Below are 25,823 nucleotides of genomic sequence, written 5' to 3'. Positions count from 1 at the left end.
ATCACGATCAGGCAGCTGGTTAGTCAACCCGCTGAGGATATGGGAGGTCTCTTCTCCTGCAGCCACGTCCAACCTCTTTTCATCATTGAATGGTCGGCTCAAGTTTTCATTCTGTGAGAAAACTTTCTTGCAATTTGAGATTATCTAGGCGACGATCCGGGCGTCAAGGCGGGCGGACGGTCACAATCGGCAGCCTGGGCGTGCGGGCCCCGGAAACCGCAATCAGACCAGGAGCTTGCCCCAGCGCGGGTCCAGCAGCGGGGCGCCCGCCATCTTGAGGCAGTGCCACAGCGTGACGGCCACCGAGTCCAGGACGGGAACGCCCGTCCCGGCCTCGATCTCCGCGGTGATGTTGGCGCCGTAGAGGTTGGTGCAGAGGTAGATGATGGCGTCCGGCCGGGCAGCCGCCAGCTCCAGCGACCCGGGACGCATCTCGTCGTCCGCCACGCGGGCGAACGACTCGTTGTCGCTCAGGCCCAGGAACCGGTGGTCCAGGGTCTTGATGCCGTCCCGTTCGTAGGACGCCACGATCTGTTCGTTGACGTCCCCGGTGTACGGGGTGAACAGACCGATGCGCTCCGTGCCGAGTGTCCGGAACGCCTCCATGTAGGCCAGGGTGGACGTGGTGGCCGGGATGCCGGTGGCGTCCGTGATGTCCTCGACGAGCCGGCGGTCGTGGTCGGCGCCGAGCCAGGATCCGGAGGTGCCGTTCCAGGCGATGACGTCCACATCGGCCGTGGCGAGAAGCTCGGCGGCCGACCGCATGACGGCGGCGTCGAATTGTTTGTCCGAGGATTTGTCCAGGGCAATCCTGGTGACTGGGATCCGGGCGAAGTGGATGGTGACGTCGTCGCGGGCGCCCAGGATCCGGTAACTCTGCGGTTCCAGGCAGGTGTTGGACGACGGCACAATCATGCCGATACGGGTGGGGCGGTTTGCGGAGGGCATGGGGGCTCCTAACGGGTGGCCTGGGTGGCGGGAATGGGCGCGGACGGCGCGGCGGACTGGTGCTCGCGGAATCCGGCCCGGGGCACGAAGCGGCCCACGGGGCCGGGGTCGTGGAACCCAGCGCCGTCCAGCACCACACGTCCGGCGGAGACGACGACGGCGGGCCAGCCCGTGAGCGTCCGGCCGTCGAACGGGGAGAAGTCAGTGCCCATGTGCAGCGCGCCGCCGTCGACGACGCGTTCCTCGGCCGGATCGAAGATGACCAGATCGGCGTCGAACCCGGGCGCGATGGTGCCCTTGCCAGGAACGGCGTTGATGCGGGCCGGGCCGGCGGCGAAGACTTCGACGAAGTCCTCCACCCGGGCCTCGCCGGCCGCTTCCCTCAGGGCGGTGAAGGTGACGGGCATCCGCGTTTCGACGCCGGGGAGCCCGTGCGGCATTTCGCGGATGTCGTCCGTGCGCTCCCGCTTCTGCGTGAGGTCGTAGCAGGAGTGGTCGGACGCGACGGTGTGGATGGCGCCGTCGGCCAGCCGTTCCCGGAGCGCGGCGACGGTCTGCGGGCTGCGCATCGGCGGGCAGCAGGCGTACCACTCGGGCATCACCGATCCGTAGACGCTGTTGTCGAGGGTGAGATAGTGCGGGCAGGTCTCGGAGTAGGCCTCCTGCCCCCGGGCGCGGGCCTCGCTGACCAGATCCACGGCGCCGGGGGTGGACTGGTGCACAAAGTAGACGGGGGCGCCGGTGTATTCGGCCATGGCCAGGGTTTCCTTGACCGAGACCTCTTCGGCCAGTTCGGGGCGGGTGCGGTGCAGGTGTTCGATGCCGATCCGACCGTCGTCCGCGTGCTGCCCGGTGCAGTCCGCGATGATGGGGTCGTGCTCGGCGTGGATGTAGGTGAGGCCGTCCAGGCGGACCATCTCGCGCATGACCTTCAGGATCGTGTCCCCGTCAGCCATGGTGGTGCCGCGGTTGGTGGTGTACATCTTGACGGACCGGACGCCCTCGGCGGCGAGCTGCTCCAGCTGCCATGGCACCGTTTCGTCCCATTGGACCACCGACCCGTGCAGCGCGACGTCGCAGCGGGACTCGCGGGCCAGTTCCTTCTTGTGCAGGACCGCTGCGAGCGGGGTCTCGCGGGCGTCGCGGGGGATGCCGAAGTCGATGATCGTGGTGGTCCCGCCCCACAAAGCGGCCGTCGAGGTGGTCCGGTAGTCATCGAGGGTGCGGAACCGCCCGGTGATCTGGGCTACGTGGCAGTGCCCGTCGACGCCGCCGGGAATGACCAGCAGGCCGGCGGCATCGATGACGCGGTTCGCGTCCGGGACCGGCTCGGCGGCGTTCACCAGCCGGTCGATGCGGCCGTCCCGGACCACAACGTGGGCCTGTTGGCGGCCGAAACTGTTGACCACGGTGCCGTGGGCGATGACGAGATCTGGGGTGTCGGACATCGGTGTCCTCCTAGGTTGAAGTAGGGCTGGTTTGGCCGGTGCGGGCTAGGCCGGCTGGGTGGTTCCGCTGAGCGCGGCGGCGTTCTGCGCGGTGGTGAGGGCAGCGTCCAGGCTCGCGGAGAGGCCGCGGCGGGACTTGGCCGGGGGAGCCGCGAAGGCGCCGGCGCGGTGCGGGCCGGACTGAAGGCCGACCACCGCTTCAGTCATACGGATGCCCGCGGAGATGCCGTCCACCACGGGGACCCTGATCTGCCCGCGGAGGTCGCGGGCCAGGCCGGCGAGCGGCGCCCCGGCGAGGATCACGACGTCGGCCCCGTCCTCGGTGACGGCCTGGTGGCTGAGTGCCAGCAGGGTTGACTTGAAGTCCTGCTGCACCGAGGCGATGCCGTGCAGGGACTCGTTGATGGAGCGGATGGACGCCAGCCGGCCGCCGAGGCCGAAGCGTTCCACACAGTCCTGGTACCAGGGCCGGATCCGGTCCGAGATGGCGATGATGGAGATGCGCTGCCCCTGCAGGGCGGCGGCGCAGAGTGCGGCCTCGGTGATCCCGATGACGGGAATGTCGGTGAGTTCCTTCAGCGCCGGCATCCCGGGGTCGCCGAAGGCGGCCACCACCACGCCGTCGACGCTGTTGCCGGATCCGGGGCCTTCGCGTGTGTATTCGGCGATGATTTCGGCGACTGCCCCCGCCGCGATCAGGGACTCAAAGCGGGTCTCGATGTATTCCACGCCGTACCCGGCGGTCCGGACCACAAGTTCGGTTCCGGGGGAGGCGGTGCGGAGGGCCTCCGCTTCGATCAGGGCGGTGACGGCGTCGCTGATATTGGGGTTGATGACAAGAAGTTTCATAAGTTCTTCCGATGAAGGGCGGGTTCTGTCCGGCTGAAATCCTCCGGAAACTGTTCGCGGTATTTGCCGATGTGCGACGCCGATTGGGCGGCGGCCCGTTCCGGGTCGCCGCTGGCGATGGCGGCATAGAGGGCGCGGTGTTCTGCGATGAGTTCGGGCAGGTCGCTGACGTGGCGGAACAGCCAGTGCATGCGGCCCTGGAGCGGCTCCAGCGCGGACCTGAGGAAGCCGTTGTCCGCGATCCGGGTGATGGCGTCGTGGAATTCGCTGTTGGCTCGGTGGGCTTCCATGATGGCGCCCTTGGCCAGGCAGCAGTCCGCCTCGTCCAGCAGGTCTTTGAGGGCGCTGAGGTCGTCGGGCGTGGCGCGGGTGGCGGCCAGGCGGCAGGCGAGCACCTCGAGGGACTGCCGGACGTCAAACAAATCCTCGACGTCCTTGGGGCTCAGGGTGCTGACCTCGGCCCCGCGGGCGCCCCGGTCGCTGAGGAGCCCTTCCTGGCGAAGCATGCGGAGTGCTTCGCGGACGGGAAGGCGGGACACGTTGAATTCGGCGGCGAGGTCGCGTTCCACCAACCTGGTGCCGGGAACGTAATGCCCTTCGAAGATCCTGTTGCGGAGGGTGTCCCGGACGGCCTCCCGAAGGGGACGTTCCTTGTCCTGGGTCTCTTCTGCGGTGTGCATGTTTCTCCACTTTCGGTTCTTGTCGGGCATTGCGTTCCCGGCATCAGGAACAGATGTGTGTGGCCAGCTTAGACAGGTAGCCGCTTGTTGTAGTTCAGGGTCAGGACGGAGACGCCCATGATGATCGCGGATCCCACGAAGTAGAGCAGCGCCCAGGTGTAGGAGCCGGTGGCTCCGACAATGAGGCCCACCGCAATCGGCGTCACAAACCCGGAGATGTTGCCGCTGAAGTTCATCGCGCCGCCCAGGACACCGGCGTTCGTCCGGCCGCCCAGGATGGAAGGGATGCTCCAGAACAGGCCCACCCAGCGGAGGAAGAACATCACCACGGACAGGAGGACGACGGCGGTGGTGGGGTCCGCGACGACGGTGACGCCGATCAGGCCGCCGATCACGACGACGCTGGAGGTGCCCAGGAGCGTGCGCATCACGCGGTTGGCGGAGGCGCCGGCGGCCCGCCATTTGTCGGCAAGGGTGCCGCCGAGGATTTCGCCGACGAACCCGGCGCCGAAGATCACGAACGTGGACCAGCCGATGGTCTTGAGGTCAAAGCCTTTGGCCTGGGCCAGGTAGAGCGGACCCCATGTGAGCAGGCCGTAGAAGACTCCGTTGAAGCCCAGCCAGCCGAAGCACATGGCCCAGAAGGAGCGGAACTTCAGGTAGGGGAGCAGTGCACGCTTGCCCCTGCTGCCGTCGAGCTCGGCTTCTGCGTCCTCAGCGGCGTGGGAGGCCTCGATGTACTCGGCCTCGGCGTCGTTGACGCCGCGGTGCTGGCGCGGATTGTCCCGGACGTACCACCAGACGGCCAGGCCCATGAGGACGGTGGCGGCGCCGGCGATGATGAAGGCGATCCGCCAGCTGCCCGTCGAGGCGATGAGGCCTGCGATGAGGATGCCGCCCAGGCCGGCGCCCAGGGGCGCGCCGGCGTCGAGGATGGTGGCGCCGCGGCCACGTTCCGACTTGTGCATCCAGATGGCGTTGAGCTTGCCGCCGGCCGGCATCACACCGGCTTCGGTGACGCCGATGCCCAGGCGGGCGATGAACATGCTGAGGAAGCCGCCGGCCAGGCCGGATGCTGCCGTTGCGGCGCCCCAGCCGACGCAGGAGGCGGTCATCACCTTACGGGGACCGAACTTGTCGATCAGGAGGCCGACCGGAATCTGCATGAGGGCGTAGGTCCAGAAGAACGCCGAGAGCAGGAGGCCCACGAGTTCGGGGGCGAGGTTGAATTCCTTCTGGATGATCGGCAGGGCCACGGAGATGGAGCCCCTGTCGATGTAGTTGACCGCGACCAGGACCAGCAGGAGCAGGAACATTTTCCAGCGGACGTTGGTGCGACGTTGCACGCCGTCCTTGCCGGTTTTGTCGTCGGGGAGCGGGACTGCGGTTTCAGTATTTTGAACAGACACAACTTCTCCTTTACAGAGAGGAAGATTGCAGACGGGGAGAAAGACTTGGGTGACGGCGGGGCAGGGGCCGGGTGGTGGGGCGTCCTGGGACCTAATTCAGGGGAGCCTGGCAATGAACTGCGGCTCGGGATCTGAATCGCTGTCTTTTTGGGATCCCATTTTGGGATCCCAAAATTCAGATTAGGAGTGACCCGCGCCACTGTCAAGGACTTTGGTTCGGTTGTGGCCCACCTGGGCCAAAATACTGATTGTGACAGCTGCGGGCGGAGGATCCCGTGGCGGGTGCGGGGTGGGAGCCGGGCTTTGGCGGCAGGGTGCCGGGCGCGCGGAAGGGCCCGCGGCGGCGCCGCGGACCCTTCCCGTTATGGCAGGTTCTGGTGCTCTCAGCTGCCCCGGTAGGTGGAATAGGCGAAGGGGCTCAGCAGGAGCGGCACATGGTAGTGGGCTTCTGACTCCACCACGCCAAAGGTGAGGATCACTTCCGGGAAGAACGTTTCGGTGCCGCTGGCGGCGAAGTACTTGCCCGTGTCGAAGGCCAGGCGGAAGGTCCCTGTGGGCAGCCGGTCCGGTCCGAGTTGTTTCACGCGTCCGTCCGCGTCGGTGGTGCTCTCGGCGATCTGGACCCAACGCTCGCCGTCGAGCATGTGGAGGGTGACAGGGACGTCTGCCGCCGGCTTGCCGGAGCCGGTGTCGAGCACATGGGTGGTGACGTGGGACATGCTCATTTGCCGATCAGTCCTTCGAGTCGGAGCACTGCGATTTCCCGCAGCTGCTGGCCAATGATTGATTGTTCTTCTTCGGGGGTGTGGGCGAGGCGGGTGTTGAGCGCGGCCAGGATTTCCTCGCGGCTGCGGCCGGCCGCGCGGATCAGGAACACCTGGCCGAACTTCTCTTCGTAGGCCCGGTTGCCTTCGGCCAGGGCTTCCGCGACGGCGGCATCGGCCACGCCCAGTCCGGCCTGCTCCGACTGGGACAATTTTGCTTCGGTGCTGTTTCCTGCCGCCCGCTCACCGATCCGCGGGTGATGGGCCAGGGCGGCGTCGATCTCGGCCGGGGTGAACGGGTCGGCTGCGCCGCGGCCCGCGTCCAGGAGTGCGTCGATGGTGGCGTAGGGCCGCGCGTCGGCGACCTCGTCGATCCAGCGCCGGATGTCCAGGCAGGGACGCAGGGCATCGGCGGCCTCCGTGCGGCCGGTCGCGTTGAACTGTTCAAGGTGCATGAGACAGGTCCTCGTATGTGATGCTGGCATCCACGGTGTAGGGCTATGCGGACATTTGCTTCCGCATCATGGAACTGTTATTTCAGCATATGCAAAAAGTCAATCGTACTGTCCTGCGGGTGTCAACTTCCGGGCGGTTGGCGACGGAGCGGGCACCGGCGCTTGGGGCCATCGGGATCCTTGCGCGGCACGATCGCGTCGGCGAGGATGGGTGCGATCCCCGTGCTGCGAAGAAGGAGTCGACGCGACGACCAAGTATCTGATCTCGTTTCCGAGTGCCGCCATGGTCTTCCCTGAGGAAGAGCTGCAGGCCGTTTCGGATGCGGCGCACGCCGTCGTCCAGGAGGCGAAGGATGCCGGCGTCTGGGTGTTCGGCGGCGGCATCGATGAGAGCATCCCGCCCGTGATGGTCGACGGCGACGGGACCGTGCGCGAGGGCACCTACCCGCAGACTGCGCAGCTCGAGGGCGGCTACTCGGTGCTGGAGTTGCCCTCGTACGAGGCGGCCCTGGAGTGGGCCGCGAAGATCGCCGTCGCCTGCCGCTGCGCGCAGGAGGTGCGCGCTTTCCAGTACGACCCCGCCAGCTGAGTCCCGTGATCCCTAGCTGACGAGCCCCCGGTCGGTCGACTCCGCCCACCGGCAGCCCCTTCTGCCTCCGCGTTACGCTGGGAAGGATTCCATCCGCGGACGAAAGGCAGGGTCATGAGCGATCCCACTGAACCGAGCAACGATCCGGCCGATCTGCGGGGGCCGGGCGACCCGGACGCCGTCGAAGCCCGTCAGCCGCACGCCGAACCCGGCCAGGCCGGCAACATCCGCGAGGAACAGCTGACCCAGGCCGCCGGAACAGTGCCCGCAGCCTATGTCGGGTCCGGCGACTCCGAGGCGGAAGACAAACCGGAAGACGCCGCGGACACCGGCATGTGGGACGAAGAGGTGTAGCGCCTCCGCCCACAAGGAAGAGCCAGGGGACATGTCCCCTGGCTCCCGTTGCGTACCCGCCGGGGTAGGCATGCCGGTGGATCAGCGGCGCACTGTTTCCAGGTCGCTCTTCTCCCACCGTGTCCAGTTGGACCAGCGGCCATGGTCGGTGCTGACCCTGAAGGAGACCAGCTGGTACACCTTTTCAGGGCCGTGGCGATCATAGTTCGGTACCCAGTCGGAGCTGCGCAGCGTGACCGCCCTGTCGTGGCGATCGAAGGACTCCCTGAACCACGATGAACCCAGGAAGTTGTCGTGGCGGCGTTCGTCCTCGTAGCGCAGCTGCCGGATCTGTACGGTCCGGCCGTCGCGGCAGTAGACCTTGATTTTGAAGTCCACTTTGCCGTTGCCACGCGACTGGGGGTCGAGGGGATCGACGGTACAGCCGCGGTACGAGGTATCGGCCTGGGCCGGTGCCGCCAGTGCCAGCGGTATTCCGGTCAATCCGAAGGATATGGCCGAGAATAAGGCCAGCCTTGACCGCCAGGATTTCTTGGCGGTCGGAGTGATGGACATTGTTTTTCTTGCTCCTACATTAATGATGCGGATCACCAATTTCGGACGGTGCGAGCCGGCGACGGTTGCACGTCGAACGAAGGGCAATCGAGGCGGTAACGATTCCGTCCATTTCGATTAGCACCCCCTGATTTTGCGGGGCTTGGGTCCGGGGCCCGCTCGTTGTACTTGCTCGGCCCGGTATATCTATGGTGCTCCTGCTTCGGCCGCCGCGCCACCCCTCAACGCCCGTCGCCGGCCGCCGGGACGCGGGCATGTCCACCCCGCCACGGCCGGCCGCGCCCCTACTTCCCGAGGAACCCCAGCAGGGCCTCGTTGACTTCGGCGGCGTGGGTCCAAAGCATGCCGTGCGGGGCACCTTCGATCTCGACATATTCCGCGCTGGGCAATGCCTTGGCGAACCGCCGGCCCGTGACGTCGATCGGCAGGATGTTGTCCGCGGTGCCGTGGACGATCAGCGCGGGGACGTCGATCTTGGGGATGTCGCCGCGGAAGTCGGTGAGCCAGGTGGGCTGTGCGGCCGCCGAGGCGGTGGCGCCGCCGGAGGTTGCCAGGTTCCAGCCCGCCCGCATGACTTCCTCGCTGAGCCGGGGTGTGCCCAGGAAGGTGTCGCTGTTGTAGAAGTTCTTGAAGAACTCGGTGAAGAAGGCGTAGCGGTCGGCGGTCACAGCTTCCATTAGGCCGTCGAACACGGACTGCGGGACGCCGTCGGGGTTGTCGTCGGTCTGCAGGAGGTAGGGTTCCAGCGAGCCGAGGAACGCGGCCTTCGCCACCCGGGCCGAGCCGTAGGTGCCGAGGTAACGGCCCACCTCGCCGGTGCCCATTGAGAAGCCCACCAGTACGGCGGCGTTCAGGTCCAGGGTGGTGAGCAGGGTGTTGAGGTCCGCGGCGAAGGTGTCGTAGTCGTAGCCGTCGGTGGGTTTGCTGGACTGGCCGAAGCCGCGGCGGTCGTAGGTGATGACGCGGTAGCCGGCGCCCAGCAGGGCCGTGGTCTGCTTTTCCCAGGAGGATCCGTCCAGCGGATAGCCGTGGATCAGGACCACCGGCTGCCCGGTTCCGTGGTCCTCGTAGTAGAGCTCGATGTCGGTGCTGTTCTCGGTTCCAACCTTGATGTAAGCCATGTCAGCGGTCCTCTCGGTACGGTTCGGAAAGTCAGTTCGTGCAGGAGCGGCGCAGCGCTGGTGCCACTGTACGGAACCAACGCCGGCAGGCAGTGGCGTGTTCCCGCGCCCCGGATTTTGATGGGGCACATTTTGAGACAGATACCCCTAGGGGTATAGTAATTGCAACCGACCTACCAAAAGGAGAGCCAGATGTGCCGACAGGTTGCATGTAAGAAGTGCGGTAAGACCACTTGGGCCGGCTGCGGCCAGCACGTTGACCAGGTCATGCGGGGCGTCAAGAGCGCCGACCGCTGCAGGGGCCACGAAGGTGAAGTCAGCACCAAGACCGGATTCTTCGCCAAGCTCTTCGGCCGCTAACCCGGTTCTCCAGCAGGCAGGGCCCCCGCCGCACCCCGTGCGGCGGGGGCCCTGTTCGTTGAGTAGCCCCTACTCCAGCAGCGCCCGCGTCACCACCTCGGTGAGCCCGTGGATCACGGCCAGGCGTTCCTTGCTCTCGCCGTCCTCGCCCCAGGTGTAGATGGCCAGCGCGTAGGAGCGCTCACCGGAGGTCAGGAGCGCGGCGTCGTGGACATAGCCTTCCAGCTCGCCGTACTTGTGCTGCACCGTGATGTCCGGCCCGACGGCGGCCGGAATGAGGCGTTCGTTGTTGGTCTTCTGCATGTAGCCCAGCAGTTCCTGCGTGTGCTCCGCGTTGAGCAGCTTGCCGGTGGAGAGCTGCTTGAGCACCTCCGCCATCTCGGCCGCGGTCAGCAGGTTCTGTTCGGGGTCGTAGCTGATCCCGATCGACGCGGCGTACTCGATCAGCTCCGGATAGCCGATGTCCTGCATCAGCAGCAGCCAGGCGCCGTTGCTGCTCGCGTTGACCATCGCCTGGAGCTGGAACGCGGCGTCGAAGCTCCCCAGCGGCGCGTCGAGCGACTTCTCGCCGGCCTCCACCAGGTGGTAATAGGCGGCCGCCGTGATGATCTTGGCGGTGCTGGCCGCCACAAACTCGGTCCCGTCGCCGTAGCTGCGCGGCTCCTCGCCGTGCGTGTCCGCGAGGACGACGCCGATCCGGTAGCCGGAGTTCGCGGCCAGGATCCGCTTGATCTCGGCGTCGAGGTCGACGGCGGCCCGCGGTGCCTGCGTCACCGGGGCCGCTGCCGCGGGCTTCTCCTCCTGCTGGGTCTGCGGGCCGGCGAGGAACTCCGTCCGGGGGTCCGGCCCGGTACGGACGACGCCGGCGGTCACCACGCCCAGCAGCACCAGGACCGTGGCCGCCCAGACCAGGAGCAGCTTCCCACGGGCAGGGAGGGAGGTGGCGGCCGGGCGGGAGGGTCCCGAGGTGTTCATGGGGCAGGGCCTTCCGGGTTTACAAAGGGGAGGGGTTTCCTGCAACTTATGCCCGGGGACTGGGCATGTCCACGCGACGCACGGGACGTCAGGCAGGTGAGGGCCAACTCCCAGCCGGGACCGCCGCACTAGGCTGGCAGCTATGCCGAGGATAATAACTGTGAGCCTGCCGGACCCCACCCTGCGCGAGTACCTGGCGCCCCACCCGGACGTCACCGTCCTGGAATGGGACCTGACCGGGGAACCGCCCGTGCCCCGCATCGACATCGTGGTACAGCCCTACATGGGCAGCGCGGAGATCCTGCGCAGCCTGGAACGGGTGGAAACCGGGCTGGTGCAGAGCCAGTCGATCGGGTACGACGGCGTCGCGGACTCGCTGCCGCCGGACCGGGTGTTCGCCAACGCCGCCGGCGTCCACGAAACCTCCACCGCCGAACTGACCCTTGCCCTGATCCTGGCCAGCCAGCGCGAGTTCCCGCGGCTGCTGCAGAACCAGCAGGAGGGCCGCTGGGAGACCCTGCCCACCGCCAGCCTCGCCGACCGGCGGGTGCTGATCGTCGGCTACGGCGGCGTGGGCAAGGCGATCGAGGACCGGCTCCTGCCGTTCGAAACCACCGTGACAAGGGTGGCCAGCCGGGAACGGACAGACCCGCGCGGCCACGTTCACGGCATCGACGAGCTGCACACCCTGCTGCCGGAACACGACATCGTGATCGTGGGCGTGCCGCTCAGCGATTCCACCCGCCACCTCATCGACGATCGCTTCCTCGCGGCCATGCCCGACGGCGCCCTGCTGGTCAACGTGGCCCGCGGACCGGTCGCGGACACCGACGCCCTGGTCAAGCACACCGCCAGCGGCCGGATCCGCGCCGCCCTGGACGTCACCGATCCCGAGCCCCTGCCGCAGGACCACCCGCTCTGGCGGACCCCCGGCGTCATCATCAGCCCGCACGTGGGCGGGGCGAGCTCTGCCATGCGCCCGCGGATGGGCCGGCTCCTCCAGCGGCAGATCGACCTCATGCTTGCTGGCGAACCGCCGGCGAACGTGGTGCTGGGCGGCTAAGTCCGCCTTTCCCGTCGACGGACCGCCCGCCACCATATAATTCGAACATGCCAATCACGCGCCTTGACCGAGGCAACCTCGCCCAGCCGTCCGCCCTCAAGCATTACGGAAGCGAGCTGTGAGCGGCGGTCTCGTCGCCCTGCTGGACGACATCGCAGCCTTGGCCCGCATCGCGGCCGCCTCGGTGGACGACGTTGCAGCCGGAGCGGCCAAGGCGGGGGCCAAGGCAGCCGGCGTCGTTATTGACGACGCCGCCGTCACCCCTCAGTACGTGTCGGGGGCGGACCCGTCCCGCGAACTGCCGATGATCAAAAAGATCTTCTGGGGCTCGCTCCGGAACAAGCTGCTGATCATCCTGCCGGCGCTGCTGCTCATCAGCGCCTTCATCCCGGGGGTCATTCCGTTCATCCTCATGCTGGGCGGCACGTACCTCTGCTACGAGGGTGCCGAGAAGGTCTGGCACAAGCTCCGCGGCCAGCACGAGGCCGAGGAAGACACACCGGCGGTCGACCGTGGCCCGGAGGCGGAGGCCAAGGTCACCAAGGGCGCCATCACCACCGACTTCATCCTCTCCTGCGAGATCATGGTCATCGCGATGAACGAGATCTCCGCCGAGTCCATTTGGGCCCGGGCGGCCATCCTGGTTGTTGTGGCGCTCGCGATCACGGTGGCCGTGTACGGCGCCGTCGCACTCATCGTCAAGATGGACGACATCGGCCTGCACCTGACCACCAAGGACTCCGCGGGATCCCAGCGCTTCGGCGAGATGCTCGTCAAGGGGATGCCCGCCGTGCTGACCACGATCACTGTGATCGGGACGGTCGCCATGCTGTGGGTGGGCGGCCACATCATGCTGCAGGGCGCCTACGACCTCGGCTGGCACCTGCCGTATGACCTGGTCCACGTCCTCGAGGCACCGTTCGCGGGGATCGCGGTGGCGGGCGGCTTCCTGGCCTGGCTGGTGAACACCCTGTGCTCGGCCGTCCTCGGTCTCGCCTGGGGCCTGGTGGTCATGGCCATCCTGACCCCGCTGCTCAAGGTGCTGCCGTTCGGCAAGAAGAAGAGCGGGCACGAAGAGGGCGACGTCCGCGCCGCCGTCGACAGCCATCAGCCCGCAAAGCACGACGCCGATCCCGCCTCCTAGCTCGCACCCGCCGGCCACATGTCGGACGCATTTCCTTGGGCGATTTAGAACGGACGGACACCGATGATCTGTGCACGGCCGGGACCGGCCGCAGCGCAGGGCATCTGACAGAATGGCCGGCATGATCGAGATGCCGCCGCCGCCTGAACCGCCTGAACTGGAACCGGATAAGATCCGGGCCCTGATCGACTACGCGGACAGGATGGCCGCGTTCATGGAGGCTGAGGTGACACTGGCCCGTGAACTTGGCAAGGCAACTCCGGAGAACCACCTGAGCGAACTCGTCGAAGGCTGGAGTTTCACCGCGCAGGGCCTAAGGGACAGCTACGACGGACGATTCTGAGACCGAACCACAGCGGCGATATTCGGCGGCCGAGGTCAGCCTTGCGAGGTCTCGCTGGGTGGACGCTCACCTTTGCCTGCGGGCTTCTGCATCCCGAGGATGAGGAAGGTGATGCCCATAGTGAAGAACGCAATCCAAGCCGTGGTGCCCAGAAACATCATTGCGATCGCAACGGCAAAGAAGACGATCCCGATCGGCAGGAATGCCGAGCCCCCGCTTCTCTTCGCTCGGCCGTTCGACTCCGACGTGGGCTTTCCTTCACCGTTCATCTGCCTGAGGCTACGTCGGTGAACGGAGACCCGCAAACGCTCCCGCGGCTGAGCGCTGCTGCCGAACGGATGGTCGTGTCAGGTTCAGAAGAGGTCATCACCACCCGGCCGTGCCAGGGCCGCCCTTGAACGGACCGACGATCTTCTTAGTGATCCAGCCGCCGTAGAAGTCGCCCTCCTGGGAGGTCACCGGCACGCCGTCGACTTCGCAGGAGTCCATGTGCCGCGGGTAGAGGGCCACCCGGGTCCTGAGCGCCTCGAACCCCCGTGCGGGCTCCGGGTAGGTCCACGCTCCGCGGGCAACCACGACGCCGCCGGCAACGACGTCGAAGTAGTGCGCTTCCCCCTTGAACTCGCAGAAGCTGGTGCCCTCCACCGGGACGAGCACCCCGGCCGGGAAGGCATCCAGCGGCAGGTAGTAGACCGGGGGATGGCTCGTCTCCAGGACGCGCACGGAATCGGTGGTGTCGGCAATCACCTGCCCGCCCAGCCGCACGGTGACCCGTTCCGGCCGGTGCTCCACCCTGGGCGGCCGGGGGTAGTCCCACACCGATTCTTGGCCGGGCTCGGGTTTGATGGGCCGGGGACGCCGGAAAATGCCGGAAAGACCGTGAGCAGGAGTCATCTCCCCATGGTGCCACCTTCCGCCGGGAAGCGGTCCGCCCTGAGAGGAACCCGTTCCGCTCCAAGCCTCCGGACGTAAACTGACCTTCACACCACTGCCGTGACCCGTGAAGTGGAGTACGGATGCTCTGGAAACTGCTCGTTGAATACCTGCGGCCGCAGCAGCGGCTGCTGCTCGCCGTCGTCGTCTTCCAGCTGGCGCAGTCCATCGCCTCGCTGTACCTGCCCACCCTGAACGCGGACATCATCGACCAGGGCGTGGCGAAGGGGGACACGGAGTACATCCTGCGCACCGGCGCCGTGATGCTGCTGGTGACGCTGCTGCAGATCGCCTGCGCCATCGCGGCCGTGTACTTCGGGGCGAAGGCGGCCATGGCGATGGGCCGGGACGTGCGCGGGGCGATCTTCAGCCGCGTGGCGGCGTTCTCCGAGCAGGAGGTCACCCACTTCGGCGCGCCGAGCCTCATCACCCGTTCCACCAACGACGTCCAGCAGGTCCAGCAGCTGGTCCTCATGTCCGCCACCCTCATGGTGGCCGCGCCCATGCTCTGTATCGGCGGCGTCATCATGGCGATCCGGCAGGACCTGCAGCTGTCGTGGCTGATCGCGGTCAGTGTGCCGGTGCTGCTCGCGGGAGTGGGGCTGATCATCACCCGGATGGTGCCGTTGTTCCGGCTCATGCAGACCCGGATCGACACCGTGAACCGGGTGCTCCGCGAACAGCTCACCGGCATCCGCGTGGTCCGCGCGTTCGTCCGCGAGCAAGTGGAGACCACCCGCTTCGCCCGGGCCAACGAGGACGTCACGGACACCGCCCTGCGCGCCGGCCGGCTGATGGCGCTCGCGTTCCCCACCGTGATGCTGGTGCTGAACGTCTCGTCCGTGGCCGTGATCTGGTTCGGCGCGTTCCGGATCCAGGACGGCTCCATGCAGGTGGGCACCATGATCGCGTTCCTGAGCTACCTCATGCAGATCCTGATGTCCGTCATGATGGCCACGTTCATGGCGATCATGATCCCGCGCGCGGCGGTCTCCGCGGACCGGATCGGCGCGGTGCTGGGCACCGAGTCCAGCGTCCGGCCGCCGGAGCGCCCGCTGGATTTCTCTGGCCGGGCCGGCCGCGGCGAACTGGAAATGCGCGACGTCGGGTTCGCCTACCCGGGTGCCGAGCAGCCGGTCCTCGCCGGGATCAGCTTCACCGCCCGCGCGGGGCGGACGACGGCGATCATCGGCGCCACCGGGTCCGGCAAGACCACCCTGGTGAACCTCATGCCGCGGCTCTTCGACGCGACCTCGGGCGCGGTGCTGATCGACGGCGTGGACGTCCGGGAGCTGCACCCGGACCTGCTGTGGGGGCACATCGGCCTGGTCCCGCAGAGGCCGTTCCTGTTTTCCGGCACGGTGCGCAGCAACCTGCTCTACGGCAAACCCGACGCCACCGAGGAGGAGCTCTGGCGGGCGCTGTCCATTGCGCAGGCGGAGGACTTCGTCCGGGAGATGGAGGGCGGGCTGGACGCGCCCGTCTCGCAGGGCGGCACCAACGTCTCCGGCGGGCAGCGGCAGCGGATCGCGATCGCCCGGGCGCTGGTGAAACGGCCCGAGCTCTACATCTTTGACGACTCGTTCTCCTCGCTGGACACCGCCACCGACGCCCGGCTGCGGCAGGCGCTCCGGCAGCACACCGCCGGCGCCACCCTGGTGATCATCGCCCAGCGCGTGTCCAGCATCGTGGACGCGGACCAGATCCTGGTGCTCGACGGCGGACGGATCGTCGCGCACGGCACGCACGCGGAGCTGCTGGAGACCTCGGAGACCTACCAGGAGATTGTGAACTCCCAGCTCGCGGCGGAGGAGGCGGCATGAGCAAGGTCGAGTCGCAGACGCCCGGTGCCGGCGGCGCAGCAACCGCCAAGGAAGCCCCGCTGCGGATTCCGCGCCCTGCCGGCGGGCCGGGCCGCGGCGGGCCGTTCGCCGGGATGAACGTGCCGGCGGAGAAGGCGATGAACTTCTGGCCGTCCGCCAAACGGCTGCTGGGCCAGCTCCGGCCGGAGCGGCTCTGGCTGGTGCTGGTCCTCATGCTCGCGGTGGTGAGTGTGACGTTCTCGGTGATCGGGCCGCGGCTCCTCGGCGAGGGCACCAACCTGATCTTCGCCGGCGTCGTGTCCAAGCAGCTGCCGGCCGGGGTGAGCCAGGAGCAGCTGATCGCGCAACTGCGGGCTCAGGGGCAGGACCAACAGGCGGACATGCTCAGTGCCATGACGCTGACGCCGGGCGCGGGGATCGACTTCGCGGCGCTGGCCAACGTGCTGCTGTGGGCGCTGGCCTTGTACGTGCTGGCCTCGGGATTCATGTGGATGCAGGCATATATCCTCAACGGCGTGGTGCAGCGGACCATGTTCCGGCTCCGCGAGCGGATCGAGGCCAAAATCAACCGGCTCCCGCTGCGCTACTTCGACTCGATCCAGCGCGGCGAGCTGCTGAGCCGGGTCACCAACGACGTCGACAACATCTCGCAGAGCCTGCAGCAGTCCATCAGCCAGGCGGTCACGTCGCTGCTGACCGTGCTGGGCGTGCTGGTGATGATGTTCATCCTCTCGCCCACGCTCGCGCTGATCGCGCTGGTCACCGTGCCGCTGACGCTGGTGACGACGGCGCTGATTGCCAAGCGCTCGCAGAAGCTGTTCGTGGCGCAGTGGAAGCACACGGGGGAGCTGAACGGGCAGATCGAGGAGACGTACACCGGGCACGCGCTGGTGAAGGTGTTCGGCCGGCAGCGGGAGGTGGAGGAGCGGTTCCGGCAGAAGAACGCGGAGCTGTATGAGGCCAGTTTCGGCGCGCAGTTCGTGTCCGGGCTGATCATGCCGGCCATGACGTTCATCGGGAACCTGGTCTATGTGGGAATCGCCGTGGTGGGCGGGCTGCAGGTGGCAGCCGGGGCGATGCAGCTGGGCGACGTGCAGGCGTTCATCCAGTACTCGCGGCAGTTCACCCAGCCGCTGGCCCAGCTGGGCTCGATGGCGAACCTGCTGCAGTCCGGCGTGGCGTCGGCCGAGCGGGTGTTCGAGCTGCTGGACGAGGCGGAGCAGTCGGCGGATCCTGTGCCGTCAGCGGCGCCGAACGGCGGGCGGGGGCGGCTGGTGTTCGAGAACGTGTCCTTCTCCTATTCGCCGGAGAAGCCGCTGATCTCAGACCTCAGCTTGGTGGCCGAGCCGGGGCAGACCGTGGCGATCGTCGGCCCCACCGGGGCCGGGAAGACCACGCTGGTGAACCTGATGATGCGCTTCTACGAGCTCGACGCCGGGCGGATCACGCTCGACGGCGTGGACGTCACCGCGATGACCCGCGACGGGCTGCGCTCGCGGATGGGGATGGTGCTGCAGGACACCTGGCTGTTCGGCGGGACCATCCGGGACAACATCGCTTACGGCCGGCCCGGCGCGTCCGAGGCCGAGATCCTCGAAGCGGCGAAGGCGACGTACGTGGACCGGTTTGTCCGCTCCCTGCCGGAGGGCTACGACACCGTGCTCGAGGACGAGGGCGGCAATGTCTCGGCGGGGGAGAAGCAGCTGCTCACGATCGCGCGGGCGTTCCTGGCCCGTCCGTCGGTGCTGATCCTGGACGAGGCGACCAGTTCGGTGGACACGCGCACCGAGGTGCTGGTGCAGAAGGCCATGAGTGCGCTGCGCTCGGACCGGACCAGCTTCGTCATCGCGCACCGGCTCTCCACCATCCGCGACGCCGACCTCATCCTGGTGATGGAGTCCGGGCAGATCGTGGAGCAGGGGACGCACGCTTCACTGCTGGAGGCGGGCGGGGCGTACGCGGCGCTGTACGCGGCACAGTTCGCGGCGCCGGTGGCGGAGGTTTAGGGGCGCTGGGCCGCTCCCGCCAGGCGGGAATCACGAATAGACGGTCCATGGTGCGACAGTACGGGCCGCCTCATCGTACGGAGGTTACATAATATCCGCTATCGGCCCGCACTCAATGACTCACAGACTCCGGCAGCGAGCGACTTCCGATTTCATGCTGCACCGGTCAGCTCTAGGGCTGATCAACGAACGAGACAGGTTCGGTGACGAGGCCACCGGAGTGCCACTTGATAGCCTGGGCCACGCCGTCAGCGATCCGATGTAGGGATGCAGCGATGCTTGAGGGGAGCCCGGGAAAGGCGCTTTTCTGTCGCATGACGATGGCGTGGATCTCAAACCACGTTATCCATGCGACACAAGACGGAATCGAGGCAAGCAAACCCTCGTAATCTGCGGCAGACATTCCAGCGCGGGCGTACAGGGACTAAAGACCCACGGCAACACCAGCCTCGACTTCGTGTCGGCCCCTCCCGGCGAGTCTGATGGGTGGGGGAGTGGTCAGGAGCAGCAGGAGCAAGGGCGCGGTCGCCGCTGCGCGCCTGCAGGCGTAGCAGCTCCCGAGGAAGCTGCTCGACACTGAACGCGGCGCCCTTCTTGAAGCCTTTTGCCTCAACCAAGAGTTGGACCGAGGAACCCGTCACCCAAACGTCCGGCTGTACATCTATGTCAAGGGCTGGCAGCAGGAGACTGCCCGGCAGTACTTCCAGGTCGGCATGCTCAACCTCATTGGCGGCCGCAAGTCGGGTTTGTTCGGCGCCGTGGGCACAACGCAAGATTTCGCCTAGGAACAGCTCTCGCTTGTTCCAGCTTCTCCGGGGCGACTAGGTACGTCAGGCGCTCCACCTCGGCGAGAAGCGTCTCATGGGACGACTCCACCGAGTGATTGGTCGCCCGGCCGGCACTGACCTGCCGGACGACATTGGGATGGTAGTTGGTGCCGAATTTGGGAGCGTCTGAGTTTCCATGCACATCATCTGCGCGGAGGCGTGTGCCAAAGTCCCCGCTAGTGCCACCAGAGCAAAGCGACGCCACTGGCGACACTAAGGGAGACCAGTATCGGGGCGGCTACGAGGAAGGCTGAACTGAGTAGGGAGACACTGTAGCCGTGGCCGCGCAGAGAGGTCGCCCAGCGAATGGCATAGACGACGTTCGCGATCAAATAGGGGATCGATCCGACCGCGTAGAAAAGCGACAACATGATGCCAAAGCCAACTCCGCGAAGCCCTCCGGGCTCGTACATGCTTGCCGGGAGAGCAAAGCTGACATAAATCCCAATGAGGGCTGCAACACCAACCCCACCGAGTACCATCAGGACGTTACGGAAGGTCCTCGCCCATACCGGCAACGTGTTCGAGGTGGGCGGTGTGGCGTAGGCAAAGCCGTCAGTTTCGTTCCACGGGGCGGGACTGGTCACTGGGTACCTTTCGGGTCACGGGGGCAAGGGCTGCCCCGGTCAGCATACGGGGAACCCTGGCCGCAGCGCGGGTTGCAACTGCCGCGCGGTAGTCGTTGATCCAGGCGCCCCAGCGGGTCGTCTCCCTCCGGGTGCAGGCCGGGGCCGTGAAGATCACGGATGGAGTGCATGACAGCGCGTGTGGCCACCGGCGGGGATCCTGGACTCTCCTTTGCTCTGTGACCTTCCGGGTGTTGGTGTCGAGGTTGCCAGCCAGCTGCTGGTGACGGTCGGCGACGTTTTAGAACGCGTGGGTAGTGAGGCCCAGTTCGCAGCTTTAGCCGGGGTGCCGATGCCTGCATCATCAGGTAAGACGAGCCGTCACCGTCTCACCCGGGGAGGGGACCGCAACGGGAATAAGGCTTTACACCAGGTCGTGCTGGTGCGCGTGGGGCCTGATCCGAGGACGAAGGAGTCACAACGGCACGGTGATCTGCTGGGCCCCATCCATCCGACAGACTGGAGGCAGTTCTTGGTGCACCTATGGGCCGGTATGACCGGCAAAGCCCACCATCACTGCGTCGTGATCGACGCCGATGGAAATCGTCTGCTCTCGCAAAAGTCCCCCAACGATGAACCGGCCGTGCTCCCTCATCGCCACGTCCTCAAACTCGGCGGGGGCGATGAGGTGGTCTGGGCGACGGACCTGAAACACGGCGGACCGGCGCTCCTGATCGCACTGCTCTTTGCTCACGGCCAGGACATCCTGAACATCCCCGGCCGGATCGTCCGCCACGCCTCCCGGCTCTACCGGGGCGAGGGAAAAACGGTCGCCAAAGACGCCGCCGTCGTCGCTGACCAGGCATCGCCTGTTTGTGTCTGACCTGTCATCTCTTAAATTGTTGCGGATGGTGACATGAGATGGCGGGATGGCTGGAATCCCATCACTAGCTCCCTCGTCCATCGAGGCCCGAGGGAGCTGGCTTACTTGTCGTCTCAGATCGAGGTGTCAATATTGAGGAACGTTTCGAGGTTCGTGAGCTTGGTGCGTTCGCGCAGCAGGTCGGCGGCGCGAGGCTCAAGGACTTTCATCTGCGCGGCGATGCGGTCGCTGTACGCTTCGGTCTTGAAGCGTTTCGCTTCAGTGTGCCCGATCTTCAGGAGTCCCCACCGTGCGGCGGTCCTACGGATGTCCACATCGATGTCAGAGAGTCCGATGCGCTCGTTCTCTTCCAGTGCCGCAATGATCTGCGGAGTGCGCTTACGGGGTTCCGCGACGTACGTGTAGTAGTAGGCGACGGCGACGATACCTCCGACGACGATGATGAAGCCAACGATGCTGATAAGTGCTTCCATTACGGGGTGCTTCTTTCGCGTGTGACTGATCAATATGGCGGTACTTTTGGGCCAGCCTAGCGAACGGTCCGGTTACGCGGCATTCTAAGGGCCGATGGCGTCCCTCTCCCGGTTCCTGCCACTCTGCTGCGGCCAGCCTACGTCCGGAAAGGTGCCGGCCTTCGCTGTGTCCGCCCACCCCAGACTCCGTGTCGTCTACGGCTGGAAAAGAGCCGGCCACACCTCAGTGCCGGGGCCGGAGTAGCGCGGCCTGGACCATGGGAAACTTTGCCGTTGGTGCCTGAAAGGTTTCCTGAGGCAACTAGGTTGACAGAAGATCCGGTATCGGTTGTCGCGGGCGCCTATACGAGCGGCCATGGGTAACGCATGCCCGTGCGGTCAGCGGGCAGCACCCGTGCACGCAGCAGGCGCTGGACGCGGTGCTGCATGGCCGTGATCTCGTCGTCGTCGAGCAGTTTAGCCACTGCGGGAGGAACAGCCTCTGCGAGCGGGGCGATGTCCTTGAGCAGGGCTTCTGGGATGGGTTCGCCGGCGAAGTCCCAGATCACGGTGCGCAGCTTGAACGCCGCCGAGAAGCACAGCCCGTGGTCGATGCCCCAGATGCTACCGTCGTCGCCGCGGAGCACGTGGCCGCTCTTGCGGTCGGTGTTGTTGGCGACGTAATCAAACAGGGCGATCCGTGCCAGCTCGCGGTGCGTCTCCGGGGCGTCCTCGAACAGGGTGAAGTAGTGCTCCTGGAAGTCGCACTCGATGAACCACTGCAGCGACCCGACACCGAGGGGCGCATCCTCCCGAATGACCGTCTGAGGCACGAAGCCCCAGCCGAGCGATTCGCTCAGCAGGTAGGCGGCGCGTTCTCGCTTGTAGAGCCCGGGCTCGAAGTCGGACAGGGGACGTTCGCCGGCCTCCGGCTTGTAGACCGCGTACCCTTTGTCCTCGCCGCAGGAGACCTGGACGAGAAACGTCTGGTTGCTGCTGCGCGGGATGAGTCCGAGAAGTTCTATGCTGCCCTCGCTGAGCAGCATCAGTTCCCGGGCGGACACCGTCGGCCCTCACTCATGACGCCCTCAGCCCGCTGAGCGGTTCCGACGTCGAATTCACCATGTGCACGGCAGGGTCCTGGCCCTCCACGAAGGAGATGGCCGACACCGATCCTGGGCTGATGACGATCCGCTGGAAGAGGTCCAAGGGCGTGCCCAGGGCGTGGGCGACGGCCGCCTTAATGGGGTCGGCGTGGGAGAAGCACACGATTATGCCCCCGGCGTGGGCTGCACGCAGCACCTCCATCGCGCCGACGATCCGCGCCTGCATTTCCGGAAAGCTCTCGCCGTCAGGAAAGCGGAACGTCGACGGGCTGTGCTGGACGGTCTGCCACTCCGGCAACGCCGCCAGCTCGGCGATCGCGGCACCGGTCCACTCGCCGAAATCGCACTCAAGCAGCCCGTCGTCGTGCTTCACCGCCAGTCCGGTGCGCACCGCCGTCGGCTCTGCCGTCTCGCAGGCGCGCTCCAGCGGCGAGGAATAGAGGGCGTCCACCGGCAGGCCAGAAAGCCGCTCCGCGACCCGCACTGCCTGGTCCCGGCCGCGGTCGGACAGGTGCAGCCCCGGGGCGCGCCCCGGCAGCACCATGCCCGTCGTCGGCGTCTCGCCGTGGCGCACCAAAAGGAGGAGCGTGCCCTGCTGTGGGGGCTTCGCCGAAGGTCCAGGCGTTGCTGCAGTCATCAAGATTCAGCCTAAGCCGGGCAACAGCCCAAAGCGCATGAATCTCAAGAAATCCCTCGATTCCCCGCCGGGTACAGGTCTACGGTGGAGGGGTGAGTGATCGCCCCGATATCTTCACTGTTGGTGAACTGCGTGCCTCCGGCCACGTCCACAAGGACCTGCGCCGCGAAATCCGCGACAACCTGCTCGCCGCGCTCGCCGCCGGCCGCGACCCCTGGCCCGGGATGTACGGCTTCAGCCGCACCGTCCTGCCCCAGCTCGAACGCGCGCTGCTCGCCGGGCACGACGTCGTCCTGCTCGGCGAACGCGGGCAGGGCAAGACCCGGCTCCTCCGCACCCTGGCCGGACTGCTGGACGAATGGTCCCCGGTGATCGAGGACTCGGAACTCAACGAACACCCGTACGAGCCCATCACGGAGCACTCCCGCGCCCGTGCCCTCACCGAGGGGGACCGGCTGCGGGTGGCGTGGCGGCACCGCTCCGAACGGTACGTCGAGAAGCTCGCGACGCCGGACACTTCCGTCGCGGACCTGATCGGCGACGTCGACCCGATGCGGGTGGCCGAGGGCCGCCGCCTCGGGGACCCGGAAACCATCCACTACGGCCTGGTCCCGCGCTCCAACCGCGGCATCATCGCCATCAACGAGCTGCCCGACCTCGCGGAGCGGATCCAGGTCTCCATGCTCAACGTGATGGAGGAACGCGACATCCAGATCCGCGGCTACGTGCTGCGGCTGCCGCTGGACGTCCTGGTGGTCGCGTCCGCCAACCCGGAGGACTACACGAACCGGGGCCGGATCATCACGCCGCTGCGGGACCGCTTCGGCGCCGAGATCCGCACCCACTACCCGATCGAGCTCGACGACGAGGTGGCCGTCATCCGGCAGGAGGGGCACCTGGTGGCCGGTGTCCCTCCCGTCATCCTCGAGATCCTGGCCCGCTACACCCGGGCGCTGCGGCAGTCCCCGGCGATCAACCAGACCTCCGGGGTGTCCGCGCGGTTCGCCATCGCCGGCGCCGAAACCGTCGCCGCGGCCGCCCTGCGCCGGGCCAGCGTGCGCGGCGAGGACGAGGCCGTCGCCAGGATCATCGACCTGGACGCCGCCGTGGAAGTCCTCGCCGGGAAGATCGAGTTCGAATCGGGGGAGGAGGGCCGGGAGCAGGACATCCTGGACCACCTCCTGCGCGTGGCCACCGCGGAAGCCGTGCGGGCGCACTTCCACGGCATCGACATGGGTGACCTCGTCGCCGCACTGGACGGCCACACCACGGTGACCACCGGGGAATTGGTCACGGCGCGGGAGTTCCTCGACAACCTCCCGGCGCTCAACGGATCCAGCCTCTACGACGACATCGGGGAGCGCCTCGGCGCGGAAAACGACGGGCAGCGCGCCGCCGCCGTCGAACTGGCACTGGAAGGCCTCTACCTCGCCCGGCGGATCGCCAAGGAGTCCGACGACGAGGCGACCGTTTACGGGTAAGTAATCCCACGGCACAGGAGGCCTCATGACCGCACACCACCGGTCCCGGTACAGCCGGTACCGGGGAGGGCCGGATCCGCTCGCCCCGCCCGTGGATCTGGCGGAGGCGCTGGACGCCGTCGCCGAGGACGTGATGGCCGGATACTCGCCCCGGCACGCCCTCCAGGAGTACCTGCGGCGCGGCGGCCGGAACCGGGAAGGGCTCGACGACCTCGCTGGGCGCGTCCAGCAGCGGCGCAAGGACCTTTTGGGCCAGCACCGGCTGGACGGCACCCTCAACGAGGTCCAGAAGCTGCTGGACACCGCCGTGCTCGAGGAGCGCAAACAGCTCGCCCGCGACGCCATGATGGACAACACCGACCGCGCGTTCCGGGAAATGCAGCTGCAGAACCTGCCCAAATCCACGGCCGCTGCGGTCAACGAACTCGCCTCCTACGACTGGCAGTCCAGCACCGCCCGGGAAGCCTACGAGCGGATCAAGGACCTGCTGGGCCGCGAGATCCTGGACCAGCGGTTCGCCGGGATGAAGGAGGCGCTCGAGGGCGCCACCCAGGAGGACCGCGCGGCCGTGGCCGAGATGCTGCAGGACCTCAACGAGCTGCTGGACAAACACCGGCGCGGCGAGGACACGGACGCGGACTTCCAGGAGTTCATGGCCAAGCACGGCCAGTACTTCCCGGAGAACCCGCAATCGGTCGAGGAGCTGGTGGACGCGCTCGCCCAGCGCGCGGCCGCCGCCCAGCGGCTGCTGCAGTCCATGTCCGCCGAGCAGCGCGAGGAGCTGATGCGGCTCTCGGCGCAGGCGTTCGGCTCGCCGGCGCTTATGGCACAGCTGGGCCAACTCGACGCCAACCTGCAGGCTTTGCGTCCCGGCGAGGACTGGTCCGGCTCCGAACGCTTCGACGGCGAGGAGGGGCTGGGGCTCGGCGACGGCACCGGCGTGCTGCAGGACCTCGCCGAACTGGACGAGCTGGCCGAACAGCTCTCCCAGTCCTACAACGGATCCCGCCTGGACGACCTGGACCTGGACGCCCTCGCCCGCCAGTTGGGGCAGGACGCGGCGGTGTCGGCCCGCACCTTGGCGGAGATCGAGCGGGCCATGCACGATGGCGGCTTCCTGCAGCGCGGGGCCGACGGCGACCTGAGGCTCTCGCCGCAGGCCATGCGGCGGCTCGGCAGGGCGCTGCTGCGGGACACCGCCAGGCAGCTCTCCGGCCGGCAGGGGCGCCGGGATACGCGGGTTGCCGGGGCCGCGGGGGAGCAGACCGGCTCCAGCCGGCCGTGGGAGTTCGGCGACGCCGAGCCGTGGGACGTCACGCGGACCATCACCAACGCGATCCGCCGCACGATCGCTGACGGCGGCGACCCGCGCCACGGGCTGCGCCTGGCCGTGGATGACATCGAGGTGACGGAGACAGAGGCGCGCACGCAGGCCGCCGTCGCCCTGCTGGTGGATGTCTCCTTCTCGATGGCCGCTGAGGGACGCTGGGTGCCGATGAAACGCACCGCGCTCGCCCTGCACCATCTCGTCACCACCCGGTTCCGCGGCGACCGGCTGCAGCTGATCAGCTTCGGCCGCTACGCGCAGTCCATGGACATCGGCGAGCTCACCGCCCTGCCGGCCTTCCGGGAGCAGGGTACCAACCTGCACCATGGGCTGTTGCTGGCCGGCCGGTTCTTCCGCCAGCACCCGTCGATGCAGCCCGTCCTCCTGGTGGTGACCGACGGCGAACCCACCGCCCACCTGCTGGCCGACGGCGAATCCTGGTTCGCGTATCCGCCGGACCCGGAGACCATCCGCGTGACCGTGGCCGAGCTGGACCGCCTGGGGCGCGCCGGGACCCAGGCCACGTTCTTCCGGCTGGGCGACGACCCCGGCCTGGAACGCTTCGTCGCCCGGATGGCCCGCCGGATCGACGGCCGCGTCGTGGCGCCCGATACCGGGGACCTGGGCGCTGCCGTGGTGGGGGAGTACCTCCGCGCGCACTTCCGCGGCCGCCCCTACGACGACGACTGGGCCGGGTAGGAATCCACCTATTCGGTTGGGAGGGA

At 67.2% G+C, this 25,823-nt stretch carries 27 protein-coding genes and 2 pseudogenes; 13 read left to right on the top strand and 16 right to left on the bottom strand.

Features of this window, described 5'->3' with window-relative positions:
- Window positions 1–222: 222 nt before the first annotated feature.
- The 7 genes from AC6EUH_RS11470 to uraD form a co-directional block, all read right to left on the bottom strand.
- A complete protein-coding gene (locus AC6EUH_RS11470; protein WP_056430500.1) occupies window positions 223–948 on the bottom strand; it encodes a maleate cis-trans isomerase family protein in 726 nt (241 codons plus the stop codon).
- A gap of 8 nt (window positions 949–956) precedes the next feature.
- On the bottom strand, window positions 957–2,396 hold the full coding sequence (locus tag AC6EUH_RS11465) for an amidohydrolase family protein (RefSeq protein ID WP_499738701.1): 1,440 nt from the start codon (window positions 2,394–2,396) through the stop codon (window positions 957–959).
- Window positions 2,397–2,441: 45 nt separating this feature from the next.
- On the bottom strand, window positions 2,442–3,245 hold the full coding sequence (locus AC6EUH_RS11460; RefSeq protein ID WP_499738700.1) for an aspartate/glutamate racemase family protein: 804 nt from the start codon (window positions 3,243–3,245) through the stop codon (window positions 2,442–2,444).
- Window positions 3,242–3,925 carry a GntR family transcriptional regulator gene (locus tag AC6EUH_RS11455; protein WP_499738699.1) on the bottom strand — a complete coding sequence of 228 codons (684 nt, stop codon included), beginning with the start codon at window positions 3,923–3,925 and terminating at the stop codon, window positions 3,242–3,244. Before AC6EUH_RS11455 ends, AC6EUH_RS11460 begins: the two co-directional genes overlap by 4 nt.
- A gap of 68 nt (window positions 3,926–3,993) precedes the next feature.
- On the bottom strand, window positions 3,994–5,334 hold the full coding sequence (locus AC6EUH_RS11450; RefSeq protein ID WP_056430487.1) for an MFS transporter: 1,341 nt from the start codon (window positions 5,332–5,334) through the stop codon (window positions 3,994–3,996).
- Window positions 5,335–5,717: 383 nt separating this feature from the next.
- Complete coding sequence (gene uraH / locus AC6EUH_RS11445) at window positions 5,718–6,059, bottom strand: hydroxyisourate hydrolase (protein WP_056430484.1); 342 nt, start codon at window positions 6,057–6,059, stop codon at window positions 5,718–5,720.
- Complete coding sequence (gene uraD, locus AC6EUH_RS11440) at window positions 6,056–6,553, bottom strand: 2-oxo-4-hydroxy-4-carboxy-5-ureidoimidazoline decarboxylase (RefSeq protein WP_056430482.1); 498 nt, start codon at window positions 6,551–6,553, stop codon at window positions 6,056–6,058. Before uraD ends, uraH begins: the two co-directional genes overlap by 4 nt.
- Window positions 6,554–6,836: 283 nt before the next feature.
- Here uraD and AC6EUH_RS11435 point away from each other — a divergent pair, with 283 nt between their 5' ends.
- On the top strand, window positions 6,837–7,142 hold the full coding sequence (locus AC6EUH_RS11435; RefSeq protein ID WP_499738698.1) for a YciI family protein: 306 nt from the start codon (window positions 6,837–6,839) through the stop codon (window positions 7,140–7,142).
- A gap of 114 nt (window positions 7,143–7,256) precedes the next feature.
- Window positions 7,257–7,496: a hypothetical protein gene (locus AC6EUH_RS11430; protein ID WP_499738697.1), complete on the top strand. Its 240-nt coding sequence runs from the start codon at window positions 7,257–7,259 to the stop codon at window positions 7,494–7,496.
- 81 nt (window positions 7,497–7,577) lie between these two features.
- Here AC6EUH_RS11430 and AC6EUH_RS11425 read toward each other — a convergent pair whose 3' ends face one another.
- Both AC6EUH_RS11425 and AC6EUH_RS11420 read right to left on the bottom strand, forming a co-directional pair.
- Window positions 7,578–7,979, bottom strand: coding sequence for a hypothetical protein (locus tag AC6EUH_RS11425; RefSeq protein ID WP_156367584.1), 402 nt, complete (start codon window positions 7,977–7,979; stop codon window positions 7,578–7,580).
- Window positions 7,980–8,335: 356 nt separating this feature from the next.
- The gene (locus AC6EUH_RS11420; protein ID WP_499738696.1) at window positions 8,336–9,172 is read right to left on the bottom strand and encodes an alpha/beta fold hydrolase; all 837 of its coding nucleotides are present in this window, start codon (window positions 9,170–9,172) and stop codon (window positions 8,336–8,338) included.
- Window positions 9,173–9,364: 192 nt separating this feature from the next.
- On the opposite strand from AC6EUH_RS11420, the gene AC6EUH_RS11415 reads away from it, so the two are divergent.
- On the top strand, window positions 9,365–9,532 hold the full coding sequence (locus AC6EUH_RS11415) for a DUF8730 family Cys-rich protein (RefSeq protein WP_499738695.1): 168 nt from the start codon (window positions 9,365–9,367) through the stop codon (window positions 9,530–9,532).
- A gap of 69 nt (window positions 9,533–9,601) precedes the next feature.
- On the opposite strand, the gene AC6EUH_RS11410 is transcribed toward AC6EUH_RS11415, so the two are convergent.
- Window positions 9,602–10,507: a serine hydrolase gene (locus tag AC6EUH_RS11410; protein ID WP_499738694.1), complete on the bottom strand. Its 906-nt coding sequence runs from the start codon at window positions 10,505–10,507 to the stop codon at window positions 9,602–9,604.
- Between the two features lie 142 nt (window positions 10,508–10,649).
- On the opposite strand from AC6EUH_RS11410, the gene AC6EUH_RS11405 reads away from it, so the two are divergent.
- The 3 genes from AC6EUH_RS11405 to AC6EUH_RS11395 all read left to right on the top strand — a co-directional run bounded on the left by AC6EUH_RS11405 (window position 10,650) and on the right by AC6EUH_RS11395 (window position 13,057).
- Window positions 10,650–11,570, top strand: a complete 921-nt coding sequence (locus AC6EUH_RS11405; RefSeq protein ID WP_499738693.1) for a 2-hydroxyacid dehydrogenase — start codon at window positions 10,650–10,652, stop codon at window positions 11,568–11,570.
- A gap of 118 nt (window positions 11,571–11,688) precedes the next feature.
- Window positions 11,689–12,714 carry a DUF808 domain-containing protein gene (locus tag AC6EUH_RS11400; protein WP_499738692.1) on the top strand — a complete coding sequence of 342 codons (1,026 nt, stop codon included), beginning with the start codon at window positions 11,689–11,691 and terminating at the stop codon, window positions 12,712–12,714.
- 121 nt (window positions 12,715–12,835) lie between these two features.
- Entirely contained in the window at window positions 12,836–13,057 is a 222-nt protein-coding gene (locus AC6EUH_RS11395) for a hypothetical protein (RefSeq protein WP_499738691.1), read from the top strand.
- 35 nt (window positions 13,058–13,092) lie between these two features.
- Here AC6EUH_RS11395 and AC6EUH_RS11390 read toward each other — a convergent pair whose 3' ends face one another.
- A complete protein-coding gene (locus tag AC6EUH_RS11390) occupies window positions 13,093–13,326 on the bottom strand; it encodes a hypothetical protein (RefSeq protein ID WP_499738690.1) in 234 nt (77 codons plus the stop codon).
- A gap of 97 nt (window positions 13,327–13,423) precedes the next feature.
- Window positions 13,424–13,951, bottom strand: coding sequence for a DUF427 domain-containing protein (locus AC6EUH_RS11385; protein ID WP_056430449.1), 528 nt, complete (start codon window positions 13,949–13,951; stop codon window positions 13,424–13,426).
- 122 nt (window positions 13,952–14,073) lie between these two features.
- On the opposite strand from AC6EUH_RS11385, the gene AC6EUH_RS11380 reads away from it, so the two are divergent.
- The 3 genes from AC6EUH_RS11380 (at window position 14,074) to AC6EUH_RS11370 (ending at window position 18,604) form a co-directional block, all read left to right on the top strand.
- Window positions 14,074–15,813, top strand: a complete 1,740-nt coding sequence (locus AC6EUH_RS11380; protein ID WP_499738689.1) for an ABC transporter ATP-binding protein — start codon at window positions 14,074–14,076, stop codon at window positions 15,811–15,813.
- Window positions 15,810–17,819 carry an ABC transporter ATP-binding protein gene (locus AC6EUH_RS11375; protein ID WP_499738688.1) on the top strand — a complete coding sequence of 670 codons (2,010 nt, stop codon included), beginning with the start codon at window positions 15,810–15,812 and terminating at the stop codon, window positions 17,817–17,819. Before AC6EUH_RS11380 ends, AC6EUH_RS11375 begins: the two co-directional genes overlap by 4 nt.
- Before the next feature lie 620 nt (window positions 17,820–18,439).
- A complete protein-coding gene (locus tag AC6EUH_RS11370) occupies window positions 18,440–18,604 on the top strand; it encodes a hypothetical protein (RefSeq protein WP_499738687.1) in 165 nt (54 codons plus the stop codon).
- A gap of 218 nt (window positions 18,605–18,822) precedes the next feature.
- Here AC6EUH_RS11370 and AC6EUH_RS11365 read toward each other — a convergent pair whose 3' ends face one another.
- On the bottom strand, window positions 18,823–19,233 hold the full coding sequence (locus tag AC6EUH_RS11365) for a hypothetical protein (RefSeq protein ID WP_056430440.1): 411 nt from the start codon (window positions 19,231–19,233) through the stop codon (window positions 18,823–18,825).
- 208 nt (window positions 19,234–19,441) lie between these two features.
- On the opposite strand from AC6EUH_RS11365, the pseudogene AC6EUH_RS11360 reads away from it, so the two are divergent.
- Window positions 19,442–19,684: pseudogene (locus AC6EUH_RS11360) on the top strand (transposase); the annotation flags it as partial.
- Between the two features lie 81 nt (window positions 19,685–19,765).
- Window positions 19,766–20,077, top strand: a pseudogene (locus AC6EUH_RS11355) (IS110 family transposase); the annotation flags it as partial.
- Between the two features lie 131 nt (window positions 20,078–20,208).
- On the opposite strand, the gene AC6EUH_RS11350 reads toward AC6EUH_RS11355, so the two are convergent.
- The 3 genes from AC6EUH_RS11350 to AC6EUH_RS11340 all read right to left on the bottom strand — a co-directional run bounded on the left by AC6EUH_RS11350 (window position 20,209) and on the right by AC6EUH_RS11340 (window position 22,290).
- Entirely contained in the window at window positions 20,209–20,568 is a 360-nt protein-coding gene (locus AC6EUH_RS11350) for a hypothetical protein (protein WP_056430435.1), read from the bottom strand.
- A gap of 341 nt (window positions 20,569–20,909) precedes the next feature.
- Window positions 20,910–21,611 carry an SCO1664 family protein gene (locus AC6EUH_RS11345; RefSeq protein WP_499738686.1) on the bottom strand — a complete coding sequence of 234 codons (702 nt, stop codon included), beginning with the start codon at window positions 21,609–21,611 and terminating at the stop codon, window positions 20,910–20,912.
- 13 nt (window positions 21,612–21,624) lie between these two features.
- A complete protein-coding gene (locus AC6EUH_RS11340) occupies window positions 21,625–22,290 on the bottom strand; it encodes an MSMEG_4193 family putative phosphomutase (RefSeq protein WP_499738685.1) in 666 nt (221 codons plus the stop codon).
- Window positions 22,291–22,382: 92 nt separating this feature from the next.
- On the opposite strand from AC6EUH_RS11340, the gene AC6EUH_RS11335 reads away from it, so the two are divergent.
- Window positions 22,383–23,771: a sigma 54-interacting transcriptional regulator gene (locus AC6EUH_RS11335; protein ID WP_499738684.1), complete on the top strand. Its 1,389-nt coding sequence runs from the start codon at window positions 22,383–22,385 to the stop codon at window positions 23,769–23,771.
- 25 nt (window positions 23,772–23,796) lie between these two features.
- A complete protein-coding gene (locus AC6EUH_RS11330) occupies window positions 23,797–25,797 on the top strand; it encodes a vWA domain-containing protein (protein WP_499738683.1) in 2,001 nt (666 codons plus the stop codon).
- The last annotated feature ends 26 nt before the right edge of the window (window positions 25,798–25,823 follow it).

The organism is Arthrobacter sp. 001422645, from assembly GCF_059816125.1.
This window is presented reverse-complemented; position numbering and strand designations above follow the sequence as displayed.